Origin of the sequence: Burkholderia pyrrocinia (assembly GCF_001028665.1) — a bacterium.
GTDB classification, from domain to species: Bacteria; Pseudomonadota; Gammaproteobacteria; order Burkholderiales; family Burkholderiaceae; genus Burkholderia; species Burkholderia pyrrocinia.
On sequence record NZ_CP011504.1, the window covers coordinates 2,122,411 to 2,137,905 of the forward strand.

17 protein-coding genes are annotated in these 15,495 nt (G+C 68.7%); 7 read left to right on the forward strand and 10 right to left on the reverse strand.

What is annotated here, in order from left to right; genetic code table 11:
- The first annotated feature begins 265 nt into the window (after positions 1-265).
- Entirely contained in the window at positions 266-505 is a 240-nt protein-coding gene (locus ABD05_RS25675; protein ID WP_034180974.1) for a FitA-like ribbon-helix-helix domain-containing protein, read from the forward strand.
- Positions 502-921, forward strand: coding sequence for a type II toxin-antitoxin system VapC family toxin (locus ABD05_RS25680; RefSeq protein ID WP_047902814.1), 420 nt, complete (start codon positions 502-504; stop codon positions 919-921). Before ABD05_RS25675 ends, ABD05_RS25680 begins: the two co-directional genes overlap by 4 nt.
- Positions 922-1,049: 128 nt before the next feature.
- Here the strand turns inward: ABD05_RS25680 and ABD05_RS25685 are convergent, their stop codons facing one another.
- Entirely contained in the window at positions 1,050-2,345 is a 1,296-nt protein-coding gene (locus tag ABD05_RS25685) for an aspartate carbamoyltransferase (RefSeq protein WP_047902815.1), read from the reverse strand.
- A 233-nt stretch (positions 2,346-2,578) separates the two neighbouring features.
- Between ABD05_RS25685 and ABD05_RS25690 the strand changes: the two genes are divergently transcribed.
- On the forward strand, positions 2,579-2,713 hold the full coding sequence (locus tag ABD05_RS25690; RefSeq protein WP_009688930.1) for an entericidin A/B family lipoprotein: 135 nt from the start codon (positions 2,579-2,581) through the stop codon (positions 2,711-2,713).
- A 101-nt stretch (positions 2,714-2,814) separates the two neighbouring features.
- Here the strand turns inward: ABD05_RS25690 and ABD05_RS25695 are convergent, their stop codons facing one another.
- The 3 genes from ABD05_RS25695 to ABD05_RS25705 all read right to left on the reverse strand — a co-directional run bounded on the left by ABD05_RS25695 (position 2,815) and on the right by ABD05_RS25705 (position 5,555).
- Complete coding sequence (locus ABD05_RS25695; RefSeq protein WP_047902816.1) at positions 2,815-3,387, reverse strand: hypothetical protein; 573 nt, start codon at positions 3,385-3,387, stop codon at positions 2,815-2,817.
- A 186-nt stretch (positions 3,388-3,573) separates the two neighbouring features.
- Positions 3,574-4,542 carry a DMT family transporter gene (locus ABD05_RS25700; RefSeq protein ID WP_047903802.1) on the reverse strand — a complete coding sequence of 323 codons (969 nt, stop codon included), beginning with the start codon at positions 4,540-4,542 and terminating at the stop codon, positions 3,574-3,576.
- A 218-nt stretch (positions 4,543-4,760) separates the two neighbouring features.
- Positions 4,761-5,555, reverse strand: coding sequence for an AraC family transcriptional regulator (locus ABD05_RS25705; protein WP_047902817.1), 795 nt, complete (start codon positions 5,553-5,555; stop codon positions 4,761-4,763).
- Positions 5,556-5,725: 170 nt separating this feature from the next.
- Here ABD05_RS25705 and ABD05_RS25710 point away from each other — a divergent pair, with 170 nt between their 5' ends.
- Positions 5,726-6,559, forward strand: coding sequence for a molybdenum cofactor biosynthesis F family protein (locus ABD05_RS25710; RefSeq protein ID WP_047903803.1), 834 nt, complete (start codon positions 5,726-5,728; stop codon positions 6,557-6,559).
- Positions 6,556-7,365: an SDR family oxidoreductase gene (locus ABD05_RS25715; protein WP_047902818.1), complete on the forward strand. Its 810-nt coding sequence runs from the start codon at positions 6,556-6,558 to the stop codon at positions 7,363-7,365. The genes ABD05_RS25710 and ABD05_RS25715 overlap by 4 nt, the downstream gene beginning before the upstream one ends.
- Before the next feature lie 98 nt (positions 7,366-7,463).
- Here ABD05_RS25715 and ABD05_RS25720 read toward each other — a convergent pair whose 3' ends face one another.
- The 6 genes from ABD05_RS25720 to ABD05_RS25745 all read right to left on the reverse strand — a co-directional run bounded on the left by ABD05_RS25720 (position 7,464) and on the right by ABD05_RS25745 (position 12,998).
- Complete coding sequence (locus ABD05_RS25720; RefSeq protein ID WP_047902819.1) at positions 7,464-8,171, reverse strand: dihydrodipicolinate reductase C-terminal domain-containing protein; 708 nt, start codon at positions 8,169-8,171, stop codon at positions 7,464-7,466.
- A gap of 155 nt (positions 8,172-8,326) precedes the next feature.
- A complete protein-coding gene (locus tag ABD05_RS25725) occupies positions 8,327-9,118 on the reverse strand; it encodes a DUF4410 domain-containing protein (protein ID WP_047902820.1) in 792 nt (263 codons plus the stop codon).
- A 242-nt stretch (positions 9,119-9,360) separates the two neighbouring features.
- Positions 9,361-10,707, reverse strand: coding sequence for an ATP-binding protein (locus ABD05_RS25730; RefSeq protein WP_047902821.1), 1,347 nt, complete (start codon positions 10,705-10,707; stop codon positions 9,361-9,363).
- Positions 10,707-11,420, reverse strand: coding sequence for a response regulator (locus tag ABD05_RS25735; RefSeq protein ID WP_047902822.1), 714 nt, complete (start codon positions 11,418-11,420; stop codon positions 10,707-10,709). The genes ABD05_RS25730 and ABD05_RS25735 overlap by 1 nt, the downstream gene beginning before the upstream one ends.
- A 45-nt stretch (positions 11,421-11,465) precedes the next feature.
- Positions 11,466-11,771, reverse strand: coding sequence for an EF-hand domain-containing protein (locus ABD05_RS25740; RefSeq protein WP_141685022.1), 306 nt, complete (start codon positions 11,769-11,771; stop codon positions 11,466-11,468).
- A 108-nt stretch (positions 11,772-11,879) separates the two neighbouring features.
- Positions 11,880-12,998 (reverse strand): hypothetical protein, encoded by a 1,119-nt coding sequence (locus tag ABD05_RS25745; RefSeq protein ID WP_047902823.1) that lies wholly within the window; start codon positions 12,996-12,998, stop codon positions 11,880-11,882.
- Between the two features lie 728 nt (positions 12,999-13,726).
- On the opposite strand from ABD05_RS25745, the gene ABD05_RS25750 reads away from it, so the two are divergent.
- Together ABD05_RS25750 and ABD05_RS25755 are read left to right on the forward strand one after the other, a co-directional pair.
- On the forward strand, positions 13,727-14,635 hold the full coding sequence (locus tag ABD05_RS25750) for a sterol desaturase family protein (protein ID WP_047903805.1): 909 nt from the start codon (positions 13,727-13,729) through the stop codon (positions 14,633-14,635).
- A gap of 106 nt (positions 14,636-14,741) precedes the next feature.
- The gene (locus ABD05_RS25755) at positions 14,742-15,455 is read left to right on the forward strand and encodes an SDR family NAD(P)-dependent oxidoreductase (RefSeq protein WP_047902824.1); all 714 of its coding nucleotides are present in this window, start codon (positions 14,742-14,744) and stop codon (positions 15,453-15,455) included.
- The last annotated feature ends 40 nt before the right edge of the window (positions 15,456-15,495 follow it).

A 15,495-nucleotide genomic window follows, 5' to 3' on the forward strand; every position in this document is an offset into this window, starting at 1 on the left:
GAAAGGTGCACACCGCCGGGAATTATTACGATTTGTTTTCAGCCGGCATTCTATGTAATTTTTCGTTAAATGAGAAGCGTTCTTGTTCTCGTTTGTAAGGGGATTGTTGACGAATGTTACAGGGCGGATGGGCGGGGAAGATTGGCCAAATGGCCAGATATGACGGGCTTGTCGGGCCGGTTAGAGTGGCTGTGTCGTGATTTACTCGGTATGACAGCAAGGTGCTAATATGACTGCATTGAAAGCAATTTTAGTGAGGCGCATCATGCCGGTGATCACCGTTCGAAATTTGCCCGATGAAGTGCATCGCGCACTTCGGATTCGCGCGGCCCAGCACGGGCGCAGCACCGAAGCCGAGGTACGTGACATTCTCGAGCAGGCCGTCCTGCCAGGCGGGCGGCTCAAGCTGGGAACGTTGCTGGCGGAAATCGGGCGGGAGGCTGGGGGAGTCGATTTCGACGTCCAGCGCGACAAGACGTCAACCGATCCGATGAGCTTCGAATGATCCTTGTTGATACGAATGTCATTTCCGAACCGCTGCGACGCGAGCCGAGCGCAGCCGTGATCGAGTGGCTCGATGCCCAGAACGTCGAGACGCTGTTTCTTGCCGCGATCAGTCTCGCGGAGATGCGATTCGGCGTGGCTGTATTGCCGGAAGGGCGCAGGCGCGAGTGGCTGCATCGAAGCATCGAACAGCGTGTGGTGCCATTGTTTCGAGGCCGGATCCTGCCATTCGACGATGCGGCGAGCAAAGCGTATGCGAGCGTTCGGGCGCGGGCCCGTGTCGCAGGTAACGCGATCGCGCCTGTCGATGGTTTTATCGCCGCCACGGCAGATGCGAACGGCCTGATCGTGGCCACGCGCGACGTCGCACCGTTCGAGGCGGTGGGGCTTCGCGTGATCGATCCGTGGGCGCGGTAGTTCGCAGTTAGCCTCCATAAACTGCGCCGAAATTGAAAACGCGCCGTGCAATGCGGCGCGTTCTGCGTCAGGCATGCGGGCCCGGCCCTTGAAGCGATGGCGGGCGGGCGCGAGACCTCCGGTGCGGCTCAATCAACCCCGTGAAACACCGCATCCTCCGGCCCGAGGTATGCGGGCGGGCGCCACGTCGCGTCGCGCATCGAATGCTGGACGAGATTCTCGACGCCTAGCAGCACCGCGAAGATCGCCATCCGCACCGGAATGCCGTTGTCGGTCTGCCGGAAGATCGCGAGGCGCGGGTCGCGGTTCAGGTCGACCGACAGGTCGTTCGCACCGGGCCGGCTGTCGCGCGGCAGCGGGTGCATGATCAGCGTGTCGGGCTTGCAGACCGAGTCGACGAGCGCCTGGTTGATCTGGAAATCCGGCGTGTAGCCTTCGAACGATTCGTCGGTGAAGCGCTCTTTCTGGATCCGCGTCGCGTAGACGACGTCCGCGCCGCGCAGCCCTGCCGCGAGGTCGGTCGTCTGCTCGATCACATGGCCGTTCGTCGAGATCTGGTCGATGATGTAGGCCGGCATCTCGAGCATCGGCGGCGACACGAGCGTGAACTTGAGCCCGCGGTACAGCGCGAGCAGCTTGACGAGCGAGTGCACGGTGCGGCCGTACTTGAGATCGCCGACCAGCGCGATGTGCGCGCCGTCGACGATCTTGCCGAGCCGCGAGAACTCGCGCTGGATCGTATAGAGATCGAGCAGCGCCTGGCTCGGGTGCTCACCGGGGCCGTCGCCGCCGTTGATCACCGGCAGGTTGGTCGCGCGCGCGAACTCGGCCACCGAGCCTTTCTCCGGGTGGCGGATCACGAGCGCGTCGACGTAGCCGGCCATCACGCGGCTCGTGTCGTAGATCGATTCGCCCTTGGCCATCGACGAGAACGTGAAGCCCGTCGTGTCGCACACCGAGCCGCCGAGCCGGCAGAACGCCGCGCCGAACGACACGCGCGTGCGCGTGCTGGCCTCGAAGAACAGGTTGCCGAGCACGGCGCCTTCCAGCACGCGCGAAATCTTGTGGCGCCGCGCGATCGGCTGCATCACGTCGGCCACGCGGAACAGCGCCTCGACCGACTCCCGCGAGAACTGGTCGACCGACAGCAACTGCGGCTTGCCTTCGAACAGGAACTGCTTCGCGAGCCCCTGATTGTCTACGCTTTGCGTATAGGCCCCGCCTTCCGGTGCCGAACGCTCGACGATTTCCGAAACGAAGCGCTCGACGATCTCGGGCATCCCGCGCGATTCCTGCGAATCGTCGGGCAGCAGCCACGTATCCAGCGCGCGCCGGCTGACGCCGATGCGATTGGCGAACGCTTCGCGGGTCATGTTGAGGCGGCGCATCGCGTCGCGGAGGAAGGCTTGCTGGGGAACGGTCATCGGCGGCTCCTGACGAAAAATATACGCGATGCGTATATTAGTTCGTGGCGCAGTGAAGTCAAGGAAAATCTGCGCGATCGGGCCGTGTGGCGCGTGTGACATTCGACGGGCTCGTACTGGCGCGCGGCGTTCGTCTCCGTATAATCAGGTCAGGCCCCGGGCCCTGCATCGGCAGGGCACCATGCCGCAAACGATTCGCCCGGTCGGGCTTGTTGATTCGAAGGAGAATGAGAATGACGCGTACGATTGCTGCAATGTTGCTGGTGGTGACCGCCGCGCTCGCCGGCTGCAATACGGTCGCCGGCATGGGCCAGGACATTTCGAAGGGCGGCCAGGCGATCAGCGATACGGCCGAAAAGGCCAAGTAAGGCAACCGGTTCCGGAATGCAGAAGGCGCCGGGCCGTCCCGCGATTGCGGGGCGGCCCGGCGCCTTTTTTTCGGGGTGGCGTGGCGTTGACGCCGGTGGCGTCAGGCGTGTTCCACGAACGCGTAGCGGCCTTCGACCTTGCGCGGCGTGAACCAGCCGTAGTCGGGGAACAGCCGGTTGCGCACGAACCAGACGTAGCCCACCAGCACCAGCGTGACCGCGAGGCCCGGCAGCGCGGTCGACGGATCGCGTCCGAGTTCGGCGATGGTCTTCGGCAACTGCAGCAGCGACAGCAGGATGAACGCGTGGTACGCGCCGACGCGATGGGTCGCGAAGCCCCAGATGAACAGCAGCGACAGCGGCACGGTCAGCGCGAGGAACACCACGACGAGGCCGTTGCCGAGCGCGCCAGACACGCCAGGGTCGCCAGCGGCGACGGAGAAGTAATACGCGAGCATGAGGCTGATCGCCAGCTGGAGGGTGCCGAGTGCGATCAGGATCCAGGTGTGCACCTTGTTCTTGCGACAGCGTTCCGGATCGGGGCGCGACGCGATCAGGCTTGCGATCGCGCGATCCTTGAGCCCCTGCCCGGACAGCTCGGCCAGCACGTCGGCCTTCCTCGTTCCCGCGGACAGCAGCACTGCGATTCTTGTTTTGGCTTCCTTCCTGTTCATTGCGTGGCGGATTGTCGTTCGATGGTTGTCAAAGGTTCCGGCCACGCGAATATTGCATCTTGCGCGGTGGTGCGCAACGGTTTTGCAGCGCGCGGACACATTCCTACAACTGTCGCCGGCGTCGCGGGAACACGTGAGATCGGGCAGCCTGCGTGTCCTCAACAACGCGATGAGCGCGGGTGCGGATCAGTCGGCGGCGGTTTGCGCCGACGGCGCGGGACTGGCTGGCTGTACCGGGTTCGCCGGCTGCGCATCGCGTGCACGCGCGGGCGGTTCGCGCCGCCGCGTCGCGCCGACGAGCATGCCTGCGACGACGAGTGCGATGCCGGCGACACGCGTGCCGGTCAGCGTCTCGCCGAACAGTGCGATCGCGAACAGCACGGCCGAGACCGGCGCGACCGCCGTGAACAGCGCAGCCTCGGTGCCGCTCGTGCGCGCGGAGCCCGCATACCAGCACAGGTAGCCGAGCACGGTCGGAACCAGCGCGTAATAGGCGATCGCCGACACGGCGCCGACGGTCCAGCCTGCCGCCACCGCGCGCCATTCGAACGCGGCCGGTACGAGGGCGAGCACGAAGCCGAGGCCCGACATCGCGGTGGACAGCGCGAGGGGCGGAAACGGTGCGGCAAGCCGCCGGTTCAGCAGGATGAAGACGGCTTCGCACGCGACGGCAGCCAGCACCAGCGCATCGCCGGCGAGCGTCTGGAGCGACGGCATCGTCTGGCCGGGCGCGAACGTGACGAACAGCACGCCGGCCGTGGCGAGCGCGGCAGCCAGCCAGTCGCGCGGCGTCTGCCGCTCGCGCAGCACGACGGCTGCGATCAGCGTCGACATCGCCGGCAGCGTGCCGAGCATCACGCCCGCATCGAGCGGCGACGACAGCTTCGTGCCGCTGATCAGCAGCACCGTATAGCCGACGCCGCCCGCCGCAGCCTGGATGACGAGCAGCACGGCGTCGCGCGTGGAAATGCGCGGCCAGCGCATTCGCTGCGCGCGCATCAGCGCGAACAGCAGCGGTGTCGCGATCAGGAAGCGCAGCGTCGTGGCCGCGAACGGCGGCAGGCCGCCGGCCGCGAGACGGCTCGCGATGACGGTGCTGCCGACGCCCGCCATCGCGGCGGCGAGGTAGAGATAACCAATCAGTCGTGTCTTCATGCGTCGCATCGTCGCGTACGGTGGCGGTGCGCGTCTTGAACGAAATTGCAGCGGGCGCGTGGGGCCGCCTTGCGAGTGTCAGCGTCTGCGGAAGCGGAAGCGGAAGCGGAAGCGGAAGCCGCAGCCGCCGCCGCCGCCGCCGCCGCCGCCGCAGCGTCAGCCATCTCCGTCGACGCGGGACCCGCCCTCGATCGCGTTGCGCGGGGACGCCACTGGCGTCAAACAGCCTGCGTAAACCGCCCCGGCGTGATCCCGAACTGGCGCGCGAAGGCACGCGTCAGGTGGCTCTGATCGGCAAAACCGGCTTCGGCCGCGGCGTCCGCGATCGGCAGGCCGCCGGCGAGCAGCGTGCGCGCCAGCCGCGCGCGCGACTGGATCAGGTAGGCGTGCGGCGTGATACCGAGTTCGCGCGCAAACCCGCGCAACAACTGGAAGCGGCTCACGCCGCTCAGGTCGGCAAGTTCGGCGAGCGAAACGGGCGCGGCCGGCGCCGCGTCGAGCCGTTCGCGGGCGACACGGATCGCCGGCGCGACGCCGGCCGCCGGCAGCGTGCGGTTCGCGTGCCGGGCGAGCAACCCGGCGACGAGCATCACGAGCGCCTCGTCGCGGGCCAGCGGCTGGGTTTCCCCGGCGACGATGCGCGCATGCAACCGGCCGACGGCGGCCGTAAGCCGCACATCGCGCACCGCCGGATGCGCAAGCTCGACGCCGCCGAGGCCTTCTTCCGCCGCGACGCCCGCGACCAGCGCGGGCGCGAGGTACAGCATCCGCCAGCGCCGGCCCGTGCCGGCATCGATCGGCGAGCCGTCGTGCATTTCGCCCGGGTTGACCATGATCGCGTCGCCGGCCAGCGCGTCGACCTGCCCGCGGCCGCTCCACGACCGGTGCGCACCACTGACGATCACGCCGACCCCGAATTCGTCATGCGCGTGGCGCGGAAACGCGCGGTCGGATTCGAGGCTGATCGCCTCGATGCCTTCGCCGGTCCGTCGGTAGTGGGTGACACGGTGCATGTGCGCTCCTCGCGCCGGGCGCGGCGCGGATGACGTGCACTTTAGCGCGTTCCGGCGCCGCGCGCCCTTCATCCTTTTGGCCGATACCGCGCGGCGCGCGCAGCCCGCACCATGTGCACATCGGCAGCGTACACGGCCCGCCGGGCCTGAGGCTGCGCGGGAGACGGCAGGTGGAACGACAGGATCCGGTATTCATTCAGGTTGGCGCGCTCGCTGACGGCTTCGCGCCGGAAGCGAACATTCTCGCGCCCGTCGACGCGCTCGCCGGGCGTACGCTGGCGCTCGGCGATGCATCGGGCGCGTGGCGCGTCTATACGTTCGAGCCGGGCGCGCTGCAGTGGCGCGATGCGGCGACCGACGCGGGCGGCCGCGAGCCGTGCCGCGTGACGCGGCTGCGCGACGGGCTGTACTTCGTCGACTACATCGACACGGCCGCCCGCGCGACGTCGGTCAGTCTCGTGATCGATCTCGACAATGGCGTATGGACGTCGGTCGTCGGCACGCTGCCGACCGAAGCCGACACGCGCATCGACGCGTTCACGCGCGTCGTGCACGGGCTGCCGCTGACGGCCGTCAATGCCACGTTCCGGCACGGTACGCTCGGCGGTCAAGCACAGCCGGGGCTGCTGCACGGGCCGACGCGCGAACTGATCGGCAAGCGGACGATGTACCGCTACAGCCCGACCGAATGCTACGAGCACATCTACCTGAACGAGAACTTCTACGCGTGGCAGTGCCTGCAGGGCGTCGAAGGCGGGCTGGCCGACGTCGACCGCTGCCATTACTTCAGGATTGCCGACGAGCTGTATCTGTTCGTGTGGCGCGAAAAGGTGGTGCCGACGCTCGGCGTCGTGCTGATCGACCTCGCGCAGCGCAAGACCGATGGCAAGATCTTCGGTTACCAGGGCGGCGATTTCGGCACGCTGTCGAATTTCCAGATCGGCGCCCATGCGCAGGTGCTGAACGAAACCGTCCATCCGCTCGGCGGCGAGGCGCAGCGATGAATGCCGTGCCGGGCAGCGGCCGACTGCGTGCGGATTTCAGCGGGCGCGTCGTGCTCGTCACGGGCGCCGCACAAGGGATCGGCGCGGCGATCGCGCGCCGTTTCGCGGAATCCGACGCGTTCGTCGCGCTCGCCGACCTGAACGGCGAGGCCGCCGCCGCGCAGGCCGATGCGCTTGCCGGCGCGGGCGGCGATGCGCGCGCGTATCGGGTGGATGCCGCCAGCCGCGACGAACTGCGCGCGCTGGTCGCGGCGGTCGAGCGCGACGGCGGCCGGCTCGATGTCGTCGTCCACAATGCCGCGTATTTTCCGCTGACGCCGTTCGCGCAGATCGACGAGCCGATGCTCCAGCGGACGTTGTCGGTCAACCTGTCGGCGCTGTTCTGGCTCGCGCAGGCAGCGTTGCCGGCATTCGAGCGCGCGGGGGCCGGCCGGTTGCTCGTCACGTCGTCGGTGACGGGGCCGCGCGTCGTCTATCCGGGGCTCGCGCATTACGCGGCGTCGAAGGCTGGCGTGAACGGCTTCATTCGCGCGGCGGCGCTGGAGCTGGCGCGCCGCAACGTGACGGTCAACGGTGTCGAGCCGGGGATGATCCGCACGCCGGCGGCCGGCAATCTCGGCGACGCGTCGGTCGCGGCGCAGATCGCTCGCGACATTCCGCTCGCGCGGATGGGCGAGCCGGAGGACATCGCGAACGCGATGCTGTTTCTCGCGTCGGCCGACGCTGCGTACATCACGGGGCAGACGATCGTCGTCGACGGCGGCGCGACCTTGCCGGAGAGCGGCGCGGTGCTGGGAGACGTGTGACGGCGGCGTCGAACCTGTGTCAGATGTGGCTGCGGCGCGATCGCGGCCGGCAGGTTCCTGCTGCGGCGCCGTCGCAGGCCCGCCGCACGTCGCTGCGACTACAGCCAGCCGTTGCGGATGAACTCGACGATCGAATAGCGGCGGTTCTCCAGATCGTGCTGCCGGACGGCCTCGACGATGCGTGATACGCCGTCCGCGTAGGGTGTCGCACCGTACACGCGCGATTCGAATTGCAGGCTGCACGCGCCGTCGTCGATGCGTATCCGGTGAACCGCATGGCGGCCGAGCTGATCGTCGGGGATCGCGAATTCGTTGCGCTGTGTGTCCGGGTCGCGTACGGAGCGGATGTCCTCCGGCCGTACACCGAGCGACTGGCCGATGCCGACGGCCGTGCCGGGGACGGACGTCTTGCCTGCCTGATGCGACTCCGTCAGGCTGATCTCGCAGTCGCGAAACAGGTGGCCGCTCGTTTCCAGCATGCTCATGAACTTGAGCATCAGGATGTTCGTGTTCGGACACAGCACGACCGGGAAGTCGTGCGATCCGGTTTCGAGGTCGGAGCCGGTAGACAGTTCGACGAGCGGCGACGCAGTGGCTTCGCAGAACGCGATTACGGCGGGGAGTTCGCGGCCGGAACCGGCATGCACGACGATCGATCGGGCGTCGCTACGTCGGGCGTCGCTACGTCGCTCATCGGTTCGCGCGCTGTCCGGCCAGGACATCACGCGACAGGTTGCCGGGTCGAGCTTGTGGGCGTCGAGCAGCTCGTTAGCCAGCTTGCCGGTTCCAACGACGAGTACTTGCATGGGATTGACGGGTTGAGGTTCAGGATTCGATACGGGATCGGCGAGGGCGTCGGGTAGCCCGGCCCGGTCGAGGTGCGCGCCGGGCCAGCCTCGCGCATTATGCCCGGCCGCCCGCATGTGCGCCTGTCGGGCCGCGCATGGGCAGCCGTGGCGTGTCAGCTTGCCGATGCCGACGCCGACGCCGACGTCATCGGCAACCAGGCATTCGCGGTGTTCTGCGCGGCAAGCTGCCTTGCGATCGAGCGTGCGAGCCGGTCGGTATCGGACGCCACCGTATCGTGCTTCGCCTCCGACACGCCGTGCAGGCCGGCGCCGACCGCCGCCGACGTCGCGAGGCGGCCGGCCACCGCGCCGACCCCGGCGGTTTCCGCCATGCCGGGCAGGTGGCCGCTGTTCGCGCTGACGGAGAACGTGGCGAGCGGCTGCGGTGTGCCGTGGGCCGGCTGGAACAGCACGGTCACCGATGCGCCCACTTCGCTCTTGCCCGCGCCAAGCCCGATCAGGATGCGGCGGCGGCGGTTGCCGGCGTCGATCGTCTCGAACCGGCCCTGGACGACCAGCGCGGCGCGGTCGTTCGGCACCGGGCCGTCGGCGCGCAGCGCGGGAATGCGTTGCGACCGGAGTTCGCGCACGAGCGCGTCGGCGAGTTGCGCGCGGGTCTTCAGCGCGCTCTGCTGGCGCTGCACGTCGGCGGACAAGCCGTTCGCGAGCGTCGCGAGCTTGTTGATCATCCCGCCGTCGACCTTCACGTCGGTCGCGGCCACGTCGAACGTGGACACATAGACGACGTCCGCATGAACCTGCGGCAGCGTGCGGGCGACGGGCGCCGTGGCCGTGGCCGTGGTCGCGGTCGATGCGCAGCCGGTCATCGCGAGCGCGCCGGCGATCAGCGCGGCACTGGTCAGATGTTTGGCGTGGGCGGTAAGTGCGTGAAGGGAAGTGAACATGTCGATCTCCGTTGCCTGGATGAAGTTGCCGATACTGTCGCGGCATTCAGGAACGCGAACGATCGGAAGCGGGGCGTGGACGCGGGCGGGAGAGCGGTTTCATGCCGTTGCGCAACACGCAGGCGCAAGTATGCGGAGATGGGGCGGTGTACGCCACGCAGGAATTATGTCGGCGCATGTCGCGGGCCGGCGTGCGCGGCCGTCAAGCAGTCAAGCAGTCGAGCCCTCAAGCCCTCAAGCCCTCAAGCCGACAGCGACGGGCGGCCCGGCACGGACGCATCGAGCGGCAGCGCGACGACGGCCTCCAGCCCGCCGCCATCGCGGTCGCGGAACGTCAGCGACCCGCCGTGCAGGCGGGCGATCCGCTCGACGATCGCGAGGCCGAGGCCGGTGCCGCCGGCGTGGCTGCGCGCGTTCGCGCCGCGGCTGAACGGCGCCTTGAGCCGTTCGAGTTCCGCCGCGCCGATACCGTTGCCGCGATCGCTGACCACCGCGTACGCGATGCCGCGTTCGCTCCACGTGCGCACGCCGAGGCCCGTACGGCCGTAGACGGCCGCGTTCTGCATCAGGTTCATCAGCAGCCGCATCAGGCTGATCGGGCGGAACGCGAACGCGGGTACATCCCCTTCGTCGAATTCGAATTCGTGGCCGAGCCCCGCAAAATCCGCGACGAGCTGGCCGATCAGCGCATTCAGGTCGCTCGTTTGCGGCGTTTCGCGCTCGCCGCTGCCCGCGTAGTCCATGAATTGCTGCAGGATCGTGTCGATCTGGTCGAGGTAGTGCTCGGCCGATGCGGTGAGCGCGTCGTGCGTGCCGCGCGGCAGCGCCATCGCGATCGCAAGGCGCAGCTTGGTGAGCGGCGTGCGGATGTCGTGCGACACGCCGGCCAGCATCAGCGAGCGGGTGGCTTCCGCCTGTTGCAGCGCGTCGGCCATCCGGTTGAACGCGCGGCTTACGTCGGCGATCTCGGTCGGGCCGTCGGTGGGCAGCGGTGGCGGGCGCTCACCCGCGCTGACGCGCTGCGCCGCGCGCGCCAGCGCGTCGAGCGGCCGGTTCAGGTGGAGCTGGATCAGGTAGCCGGTCAGCGCCGCGAGCAGCGCCAGCCCGACCGACAGCACGAGCGCCGTCGTAATGCCGCTTGCCTGCGCGTCGGCGGCCATTGGCAGCGGCACCCAGACAGGCGAGCCGGCGGCGTGCAGCCGGATCCACAGGCGTTCGTCGTCGCCCGACTGCCAGCGCGCCGGGAGGCCGGGCGGCAGGTGGCGTTCGAGCGCCTGCATGAACACGTCGCGCTGCCAGGTGCGGAAGAAGGCGGCCAGGCTCGGCGCATGCGGCGGCGCAGCCGGCGGCGGCGATGCCTGGCCGCCGAACTGCGCGACCATCGTGCGGCCCGCGTCAGGCGGCATGCTGGCCAGCGTGCGGTCGAGCAATTGCACGTAGTCGGAGAAGATGATCGAGGCACGCTCGATGCGCGGGCGCTGCACGTAGTGCAGCAGCACGCCGAGCGAACTGGAAAGCGACAGCGCGACGAGCGCAACCAGCAGCGCGATGTTGCGCGCGAGCAGCGAGCGCGGCAGCGGGACGCGCATCACGGCTCGACGCCGGCCACCAGCATGTAGCCGATGCCCCAGACCGTCTTGATGAAGCGCGGCTTGCCGGGATCGTCCTCGACGATCTGGCGCAGCCGCAGGATCTGTACGTCGACGCTGCGGTCGAGCGCGGCGTGGTCGCGGCCGCGCGCGCGGGCAAGCAGGTTCTCGCGGCTCACCGCACGGTTCGGCGACGAGCCGAGCGCATGCAACAGCAGCATCTGCGCCGAATGGATTTCGACGGGCACGTCGTCGCGCATCAGCGTCTGCTGGCCGACGTCGAACGTGAACGCACCGAAGCGCAATCGTTGCGACGTCACCGTCGGCTCGCCGGCCGCCATCTTCTGCCGCCGCAGCAGCGCGCGGACGCGGGCCACGAGTTCGTCGGGGAGAAACGGCTTCGCCAGGTAATCGTCGGCGCCGGTCTCGAGGCCGACGACCTTGTCCGTCGCATCGCCTTTCGCGGTGAGCATCAGGATCGGCAGCGTCTGGCCTTCCGCGCGCAGGCGCCGGCATACGCTCAGGCCGTCTTCGGGCTCCATCATCAGATCGAGCACCAGCAGGTCGTACGGTTCGCGCTGCAGCAGGCGGTCGAGCCGCTTGCCGTCGGCGACCGCGCGGACCTGAAAGCCGTGGCCGGTCAGGAAGCGCTGCAGCATGTTGCGCAACTCGGCTTCGTCGTCGAGCACGACGATCCTGCAGGACTGTTCCATCGGTTGCCTCCCGGTGCGTTCCGCGCGGCCGGACTTGCGTCCGGGTCAGCGGGCCGCCATGCGCTGGCGCATGAAACTGCCGATCTGCGCGAGCGTGACGTAGCCGTTGTGCTGCGCGTCGATCTCGTCGAAATGCTGCGCAACCATCGGCATGCCCGCGGCGGCCTGCTCGCGGGTGAGCTTGCCGTCGTGCGTCGTGTTTGCGGTGGCGAAGCGGGTCTGCAACTGCATGAGCGCATGTTCGACGCGTGCACCGCCGTTCGCCGCGCCCGGCGGCACCTGCTGGGCCGACGCTGCTGCTGAGACGATACACAAAACGACGACGGCAATCATCTTCTTGATGGACTTCATTGGGTTTCTCCTTGCGTGGCCGACGGTCTGCGCCGGCCGGGTGGTTGATGAAACTGAAACGGATGGAAAGCGAAACGGGTCGATGAATGGATTCAGGCAGATACCGGGTCACGCCCAGTGCGCGGGCACCCAGACGCGGCCGGCCCAGTGGCCGGGCACCCAGACGACGGCGCGCGGCGGATGAGCGACATACACGGCGCGCGGTGCGACGTACACCGACCGAGGCAGCGGCGGCGCGAGGTACAGGACCTTCGGCGGCGGCGGTGCGACATAGACGATGCGCGGCGCGGGCGCGATCACGACGGCCTTCGGCGGCGCAACATGCACGACTTTCGGCGGTGGCGGCGTGACGACGACGGCTTTGGGGGGCGCAGGAGTGACGACGACGGCGGCCGGTGCGGGCGGCGGCGGTGCGACGACGACTGTGGCCGGTGGCGGCGCAGGCGCTGCCACCGCGACCGTGGTGGCGGTCGGCGGCGGAGCCGTCACGACCACCGCGGCCGGCGGGGGCGGCGCGACGGGCACCGGCACTGGCACCGGCAGCGGAACCGTCCCCCCGGCTACGACCACCGTGCCGCCTGCCGCCGTACTGCCGTGAATCACCGCCGTGCCGCCGGTCGATACCGTGCCGCCGTGCACGATCGTCGAGCCGCCCGACGTCGTCACGATGCCCGGCGCCACGCGCGTGGCGCTGCCGGAATGGGTAACGCTCCCGCCGTCCGGGCCCGTCACGGCGCCCGAGCGCGAGCAGGTCGAGCCCGCGCAATTCGTCGACGCCGTGTGGCTGGCCGTGTTGCCGCCCGATCCCGTGATCGTGCCGCTCGACGAGTACTGGCCCGGGCCGTTGCGTGTCACGCTGCCCGACGTCGATGCGCTGCGGCCGTCCGAGCCCGTCAGCGAACCGGTATGCGAGCAGGTGCCGTCCGCGCAGCTCGTGTCGCCGCTGTGTTCGACCGAGCGCCCGTTGGGGCCGACGGCGGTGCCGCTGTTCGAGAACTGGCCCGGCGCGGTGCGCGTCACGGTGCCCGTATTGGTCGCGATGCCGCCGCCCGGGCCGATCACGCCGCCCGCATGCGAGCAACTGCCGCCGCCGCATGAGCCGGCGTGCGCGCCGCTGTAGGCACCGTGCGGCGTGTAGGCGGTGCCGTGGCCGGACCAGCCGGCGAAGGCCGGCGCGCTGGCGAGCGTGACGAGTGCGGCGGCGGTGAAGAGGAAGCGGGATTTCATCGGGTGTCCTTGCGGTTCGTTTCGGTGCACGCGGTGGCGTGGCGACGGGACGAACTTTAGGACGGCAACGCGCGCCAGTCGCGTCATAAAAGATGTCGCGGTGTTACACGTGACGTGCCTTTTTTCAGTACGACGAATGCCCGAATCGGAAGCGTCGATCAGGGGCGAGCCATGCCAGGCAAGGATGACGGCGACGCAGTCGCGTTCGGGTGGCAGGCGGCCGCATCGGTCAACGCGTGTCGTGCGCAGTCCGAACAGGTGTCACGGTGACACGCGGCGACATATTTGCCGACCGGTTCACGGAGGCGCAGCGCATATTGAACGCCGACGGTGCGGCACGTACGACCGGAGTCCGCTCAACGTCAACGTGCAGCCGTAGCCATGTACCGGCCGATGAATCACCACGCGATCGGAAACCTCCGTGTTCGTGTGTCGTGCATCCGCATCCGTCGACACATGTGTCGCGCACTGTCGACCGGCCCCGCCACGACATACGGCGACACATTTCGCGCGCGACATGTTCACGCGGGGCCATCAACCGTCGAACCTCCAGTCCACAAGCGCCCGCAACCGCCACCCGCCGCCCGAACGCAATTCGCCACGACATACGGCGACACATTTGATGCGTGGTTTTTCCATTCCGCGCCCACTACAGTGCGTTCCATTCGACGCGACGGCAGCACGTACCGCACATGACGCGTCCGACTCAACCGAAGGAAAGACCCATCATGCTCACGACCACAGGAAAGCTCGCGTACTTCGTCACACTCTTCATCGTCGTCGTTTCGCTCGTCGAGGCGGTCGTGCTCACCTGGCGCCGCAGCCGCCAGCCCGAACCGTTCGACTGGAACGAGGTCTGGCTTTCGCTCGCCGATCTCGCGGGCCGCAAGCTGCTCGCGCTGGTGCCGCTGTCGCTCGCCACGCCGGTGTTCGATTTCGCATGGGCGCACCGGCTCTTCACGATCCCGCTCCACAGTGTCGCGCTCGCGCTGCTCGTGTTCGTCGGCCAGGAGTTCTGCTACTACTGGTATCACCGCGCGTCGCACCGCGTGCGCTTCTTCTGGTCGACGCACGCGGTGCACCATTCGCCGAACCAGTTGACGCTGTCGTCCGCATTCCGTCTCGGCTGGACCGGCAAGATCGCCGGCGCCGCGATGTTCTTCACGCCGCTCGTGTGGCTCGGCGTGCGTCCGGAAGCCGTGCTCGCGATCCTGTCGTTCAACCTGATGTACCAGTTCTGGCTGCACAACACGTGGATGCCGAAGCTCGGCTGGCTCGAATACGTGTTCAACACGCCGTCCGCGCATCGCGTGCACCATGCGTCGAATCTCGACTACCTCGATGCGAACTACGGCGGCGTGCTGATCGTGTTCGACCGGCTGTTCGGCACCTACGTCGCCGAGCGCGCCGACGAGCCGTGCCGCTACGGCCTCGTCACGCCGACCCGCTCGCGCAATCCGTTCGTCGTCGAGCTCGAGCACTGGGCGAGCCTCGCCCGCGACGTCGCGACGGCCCGCGACGTGTGGACCGCGATCCGCTTCGTGATGCTGCCGCCGGGCTGGCGTCCGGGCAACCAGGGCGAAACGACGGAGGAGCTGCGCCGCCGCAGCCTCGGCGCTACGCGCACGCAGGCGTGAACGGCGCTACGCTGTCGAAACGCCGGCCGCGCACGCCCGTGCCGCGGCCGGCATGCCCCATGCATCACGCACAACCAACCCATCTTCGATCCAGGAGAGCACATCGATGGAACACGACCTGAAAGGCAAGGCAGTCGCGATCACCGGCGGCTTCGGTCATCTGGGCGTCGCGACGGCCGCGTGGCTGGGCAAGCGCGGCGCACGCGTCGCGCTGATCGGCCGCGGCGCGGCGCCGGCTGCGCAGACGCTGCCCGGCGTGCCGGCCGACGCGCTGTGCATAGGCGGCATCGACCTCGTCGACCCGCAGGCCGCCGCACGGGCGCTCGAATCGGTGCACGGCGAATTCGGCCGGGTCGACGCGCTGCTGAACATCGCCGGTGCATTCGTGTGGCAGACGATCGCCGATGGCGACGCCGCCACGTGGGACCGCATGTACGAGCTGAACGTGAAGACCGCACTGAACGCGTCGAAGGCTGCGCTGCCTTACCTGCTCGCGAGCCCGGCCGGCCGTGTCGTCAACATCGGTGCGGGCGCGGCGTTCAAGGCCGGCGCGGGCATGGGCGCTTATGCGGCCGCGAAGGCCGGCGTCGCGCGGCTCACCGAGGCGCTGGCAGCCGAACTGCTCGACCGCGGCGTGACGGTGAACGCGATCCTGCCGAGCATCATCGATACGCCGCCGAACCGCGCGGACATGCCCGACGCGGATTTCACGCGCTGGGTCCGGCCGGAACAGATCGCGGCGACGATCGGGTTCCTGCTGTCGGCCGACGCGCAGGCGATCACCGGCGCATCGATTCCGGTGAACGGCCGCGTCGCGTAGCGCGCCCGGGCTGGGCTCGCCGTGCGGCGGCTCGCGCCGC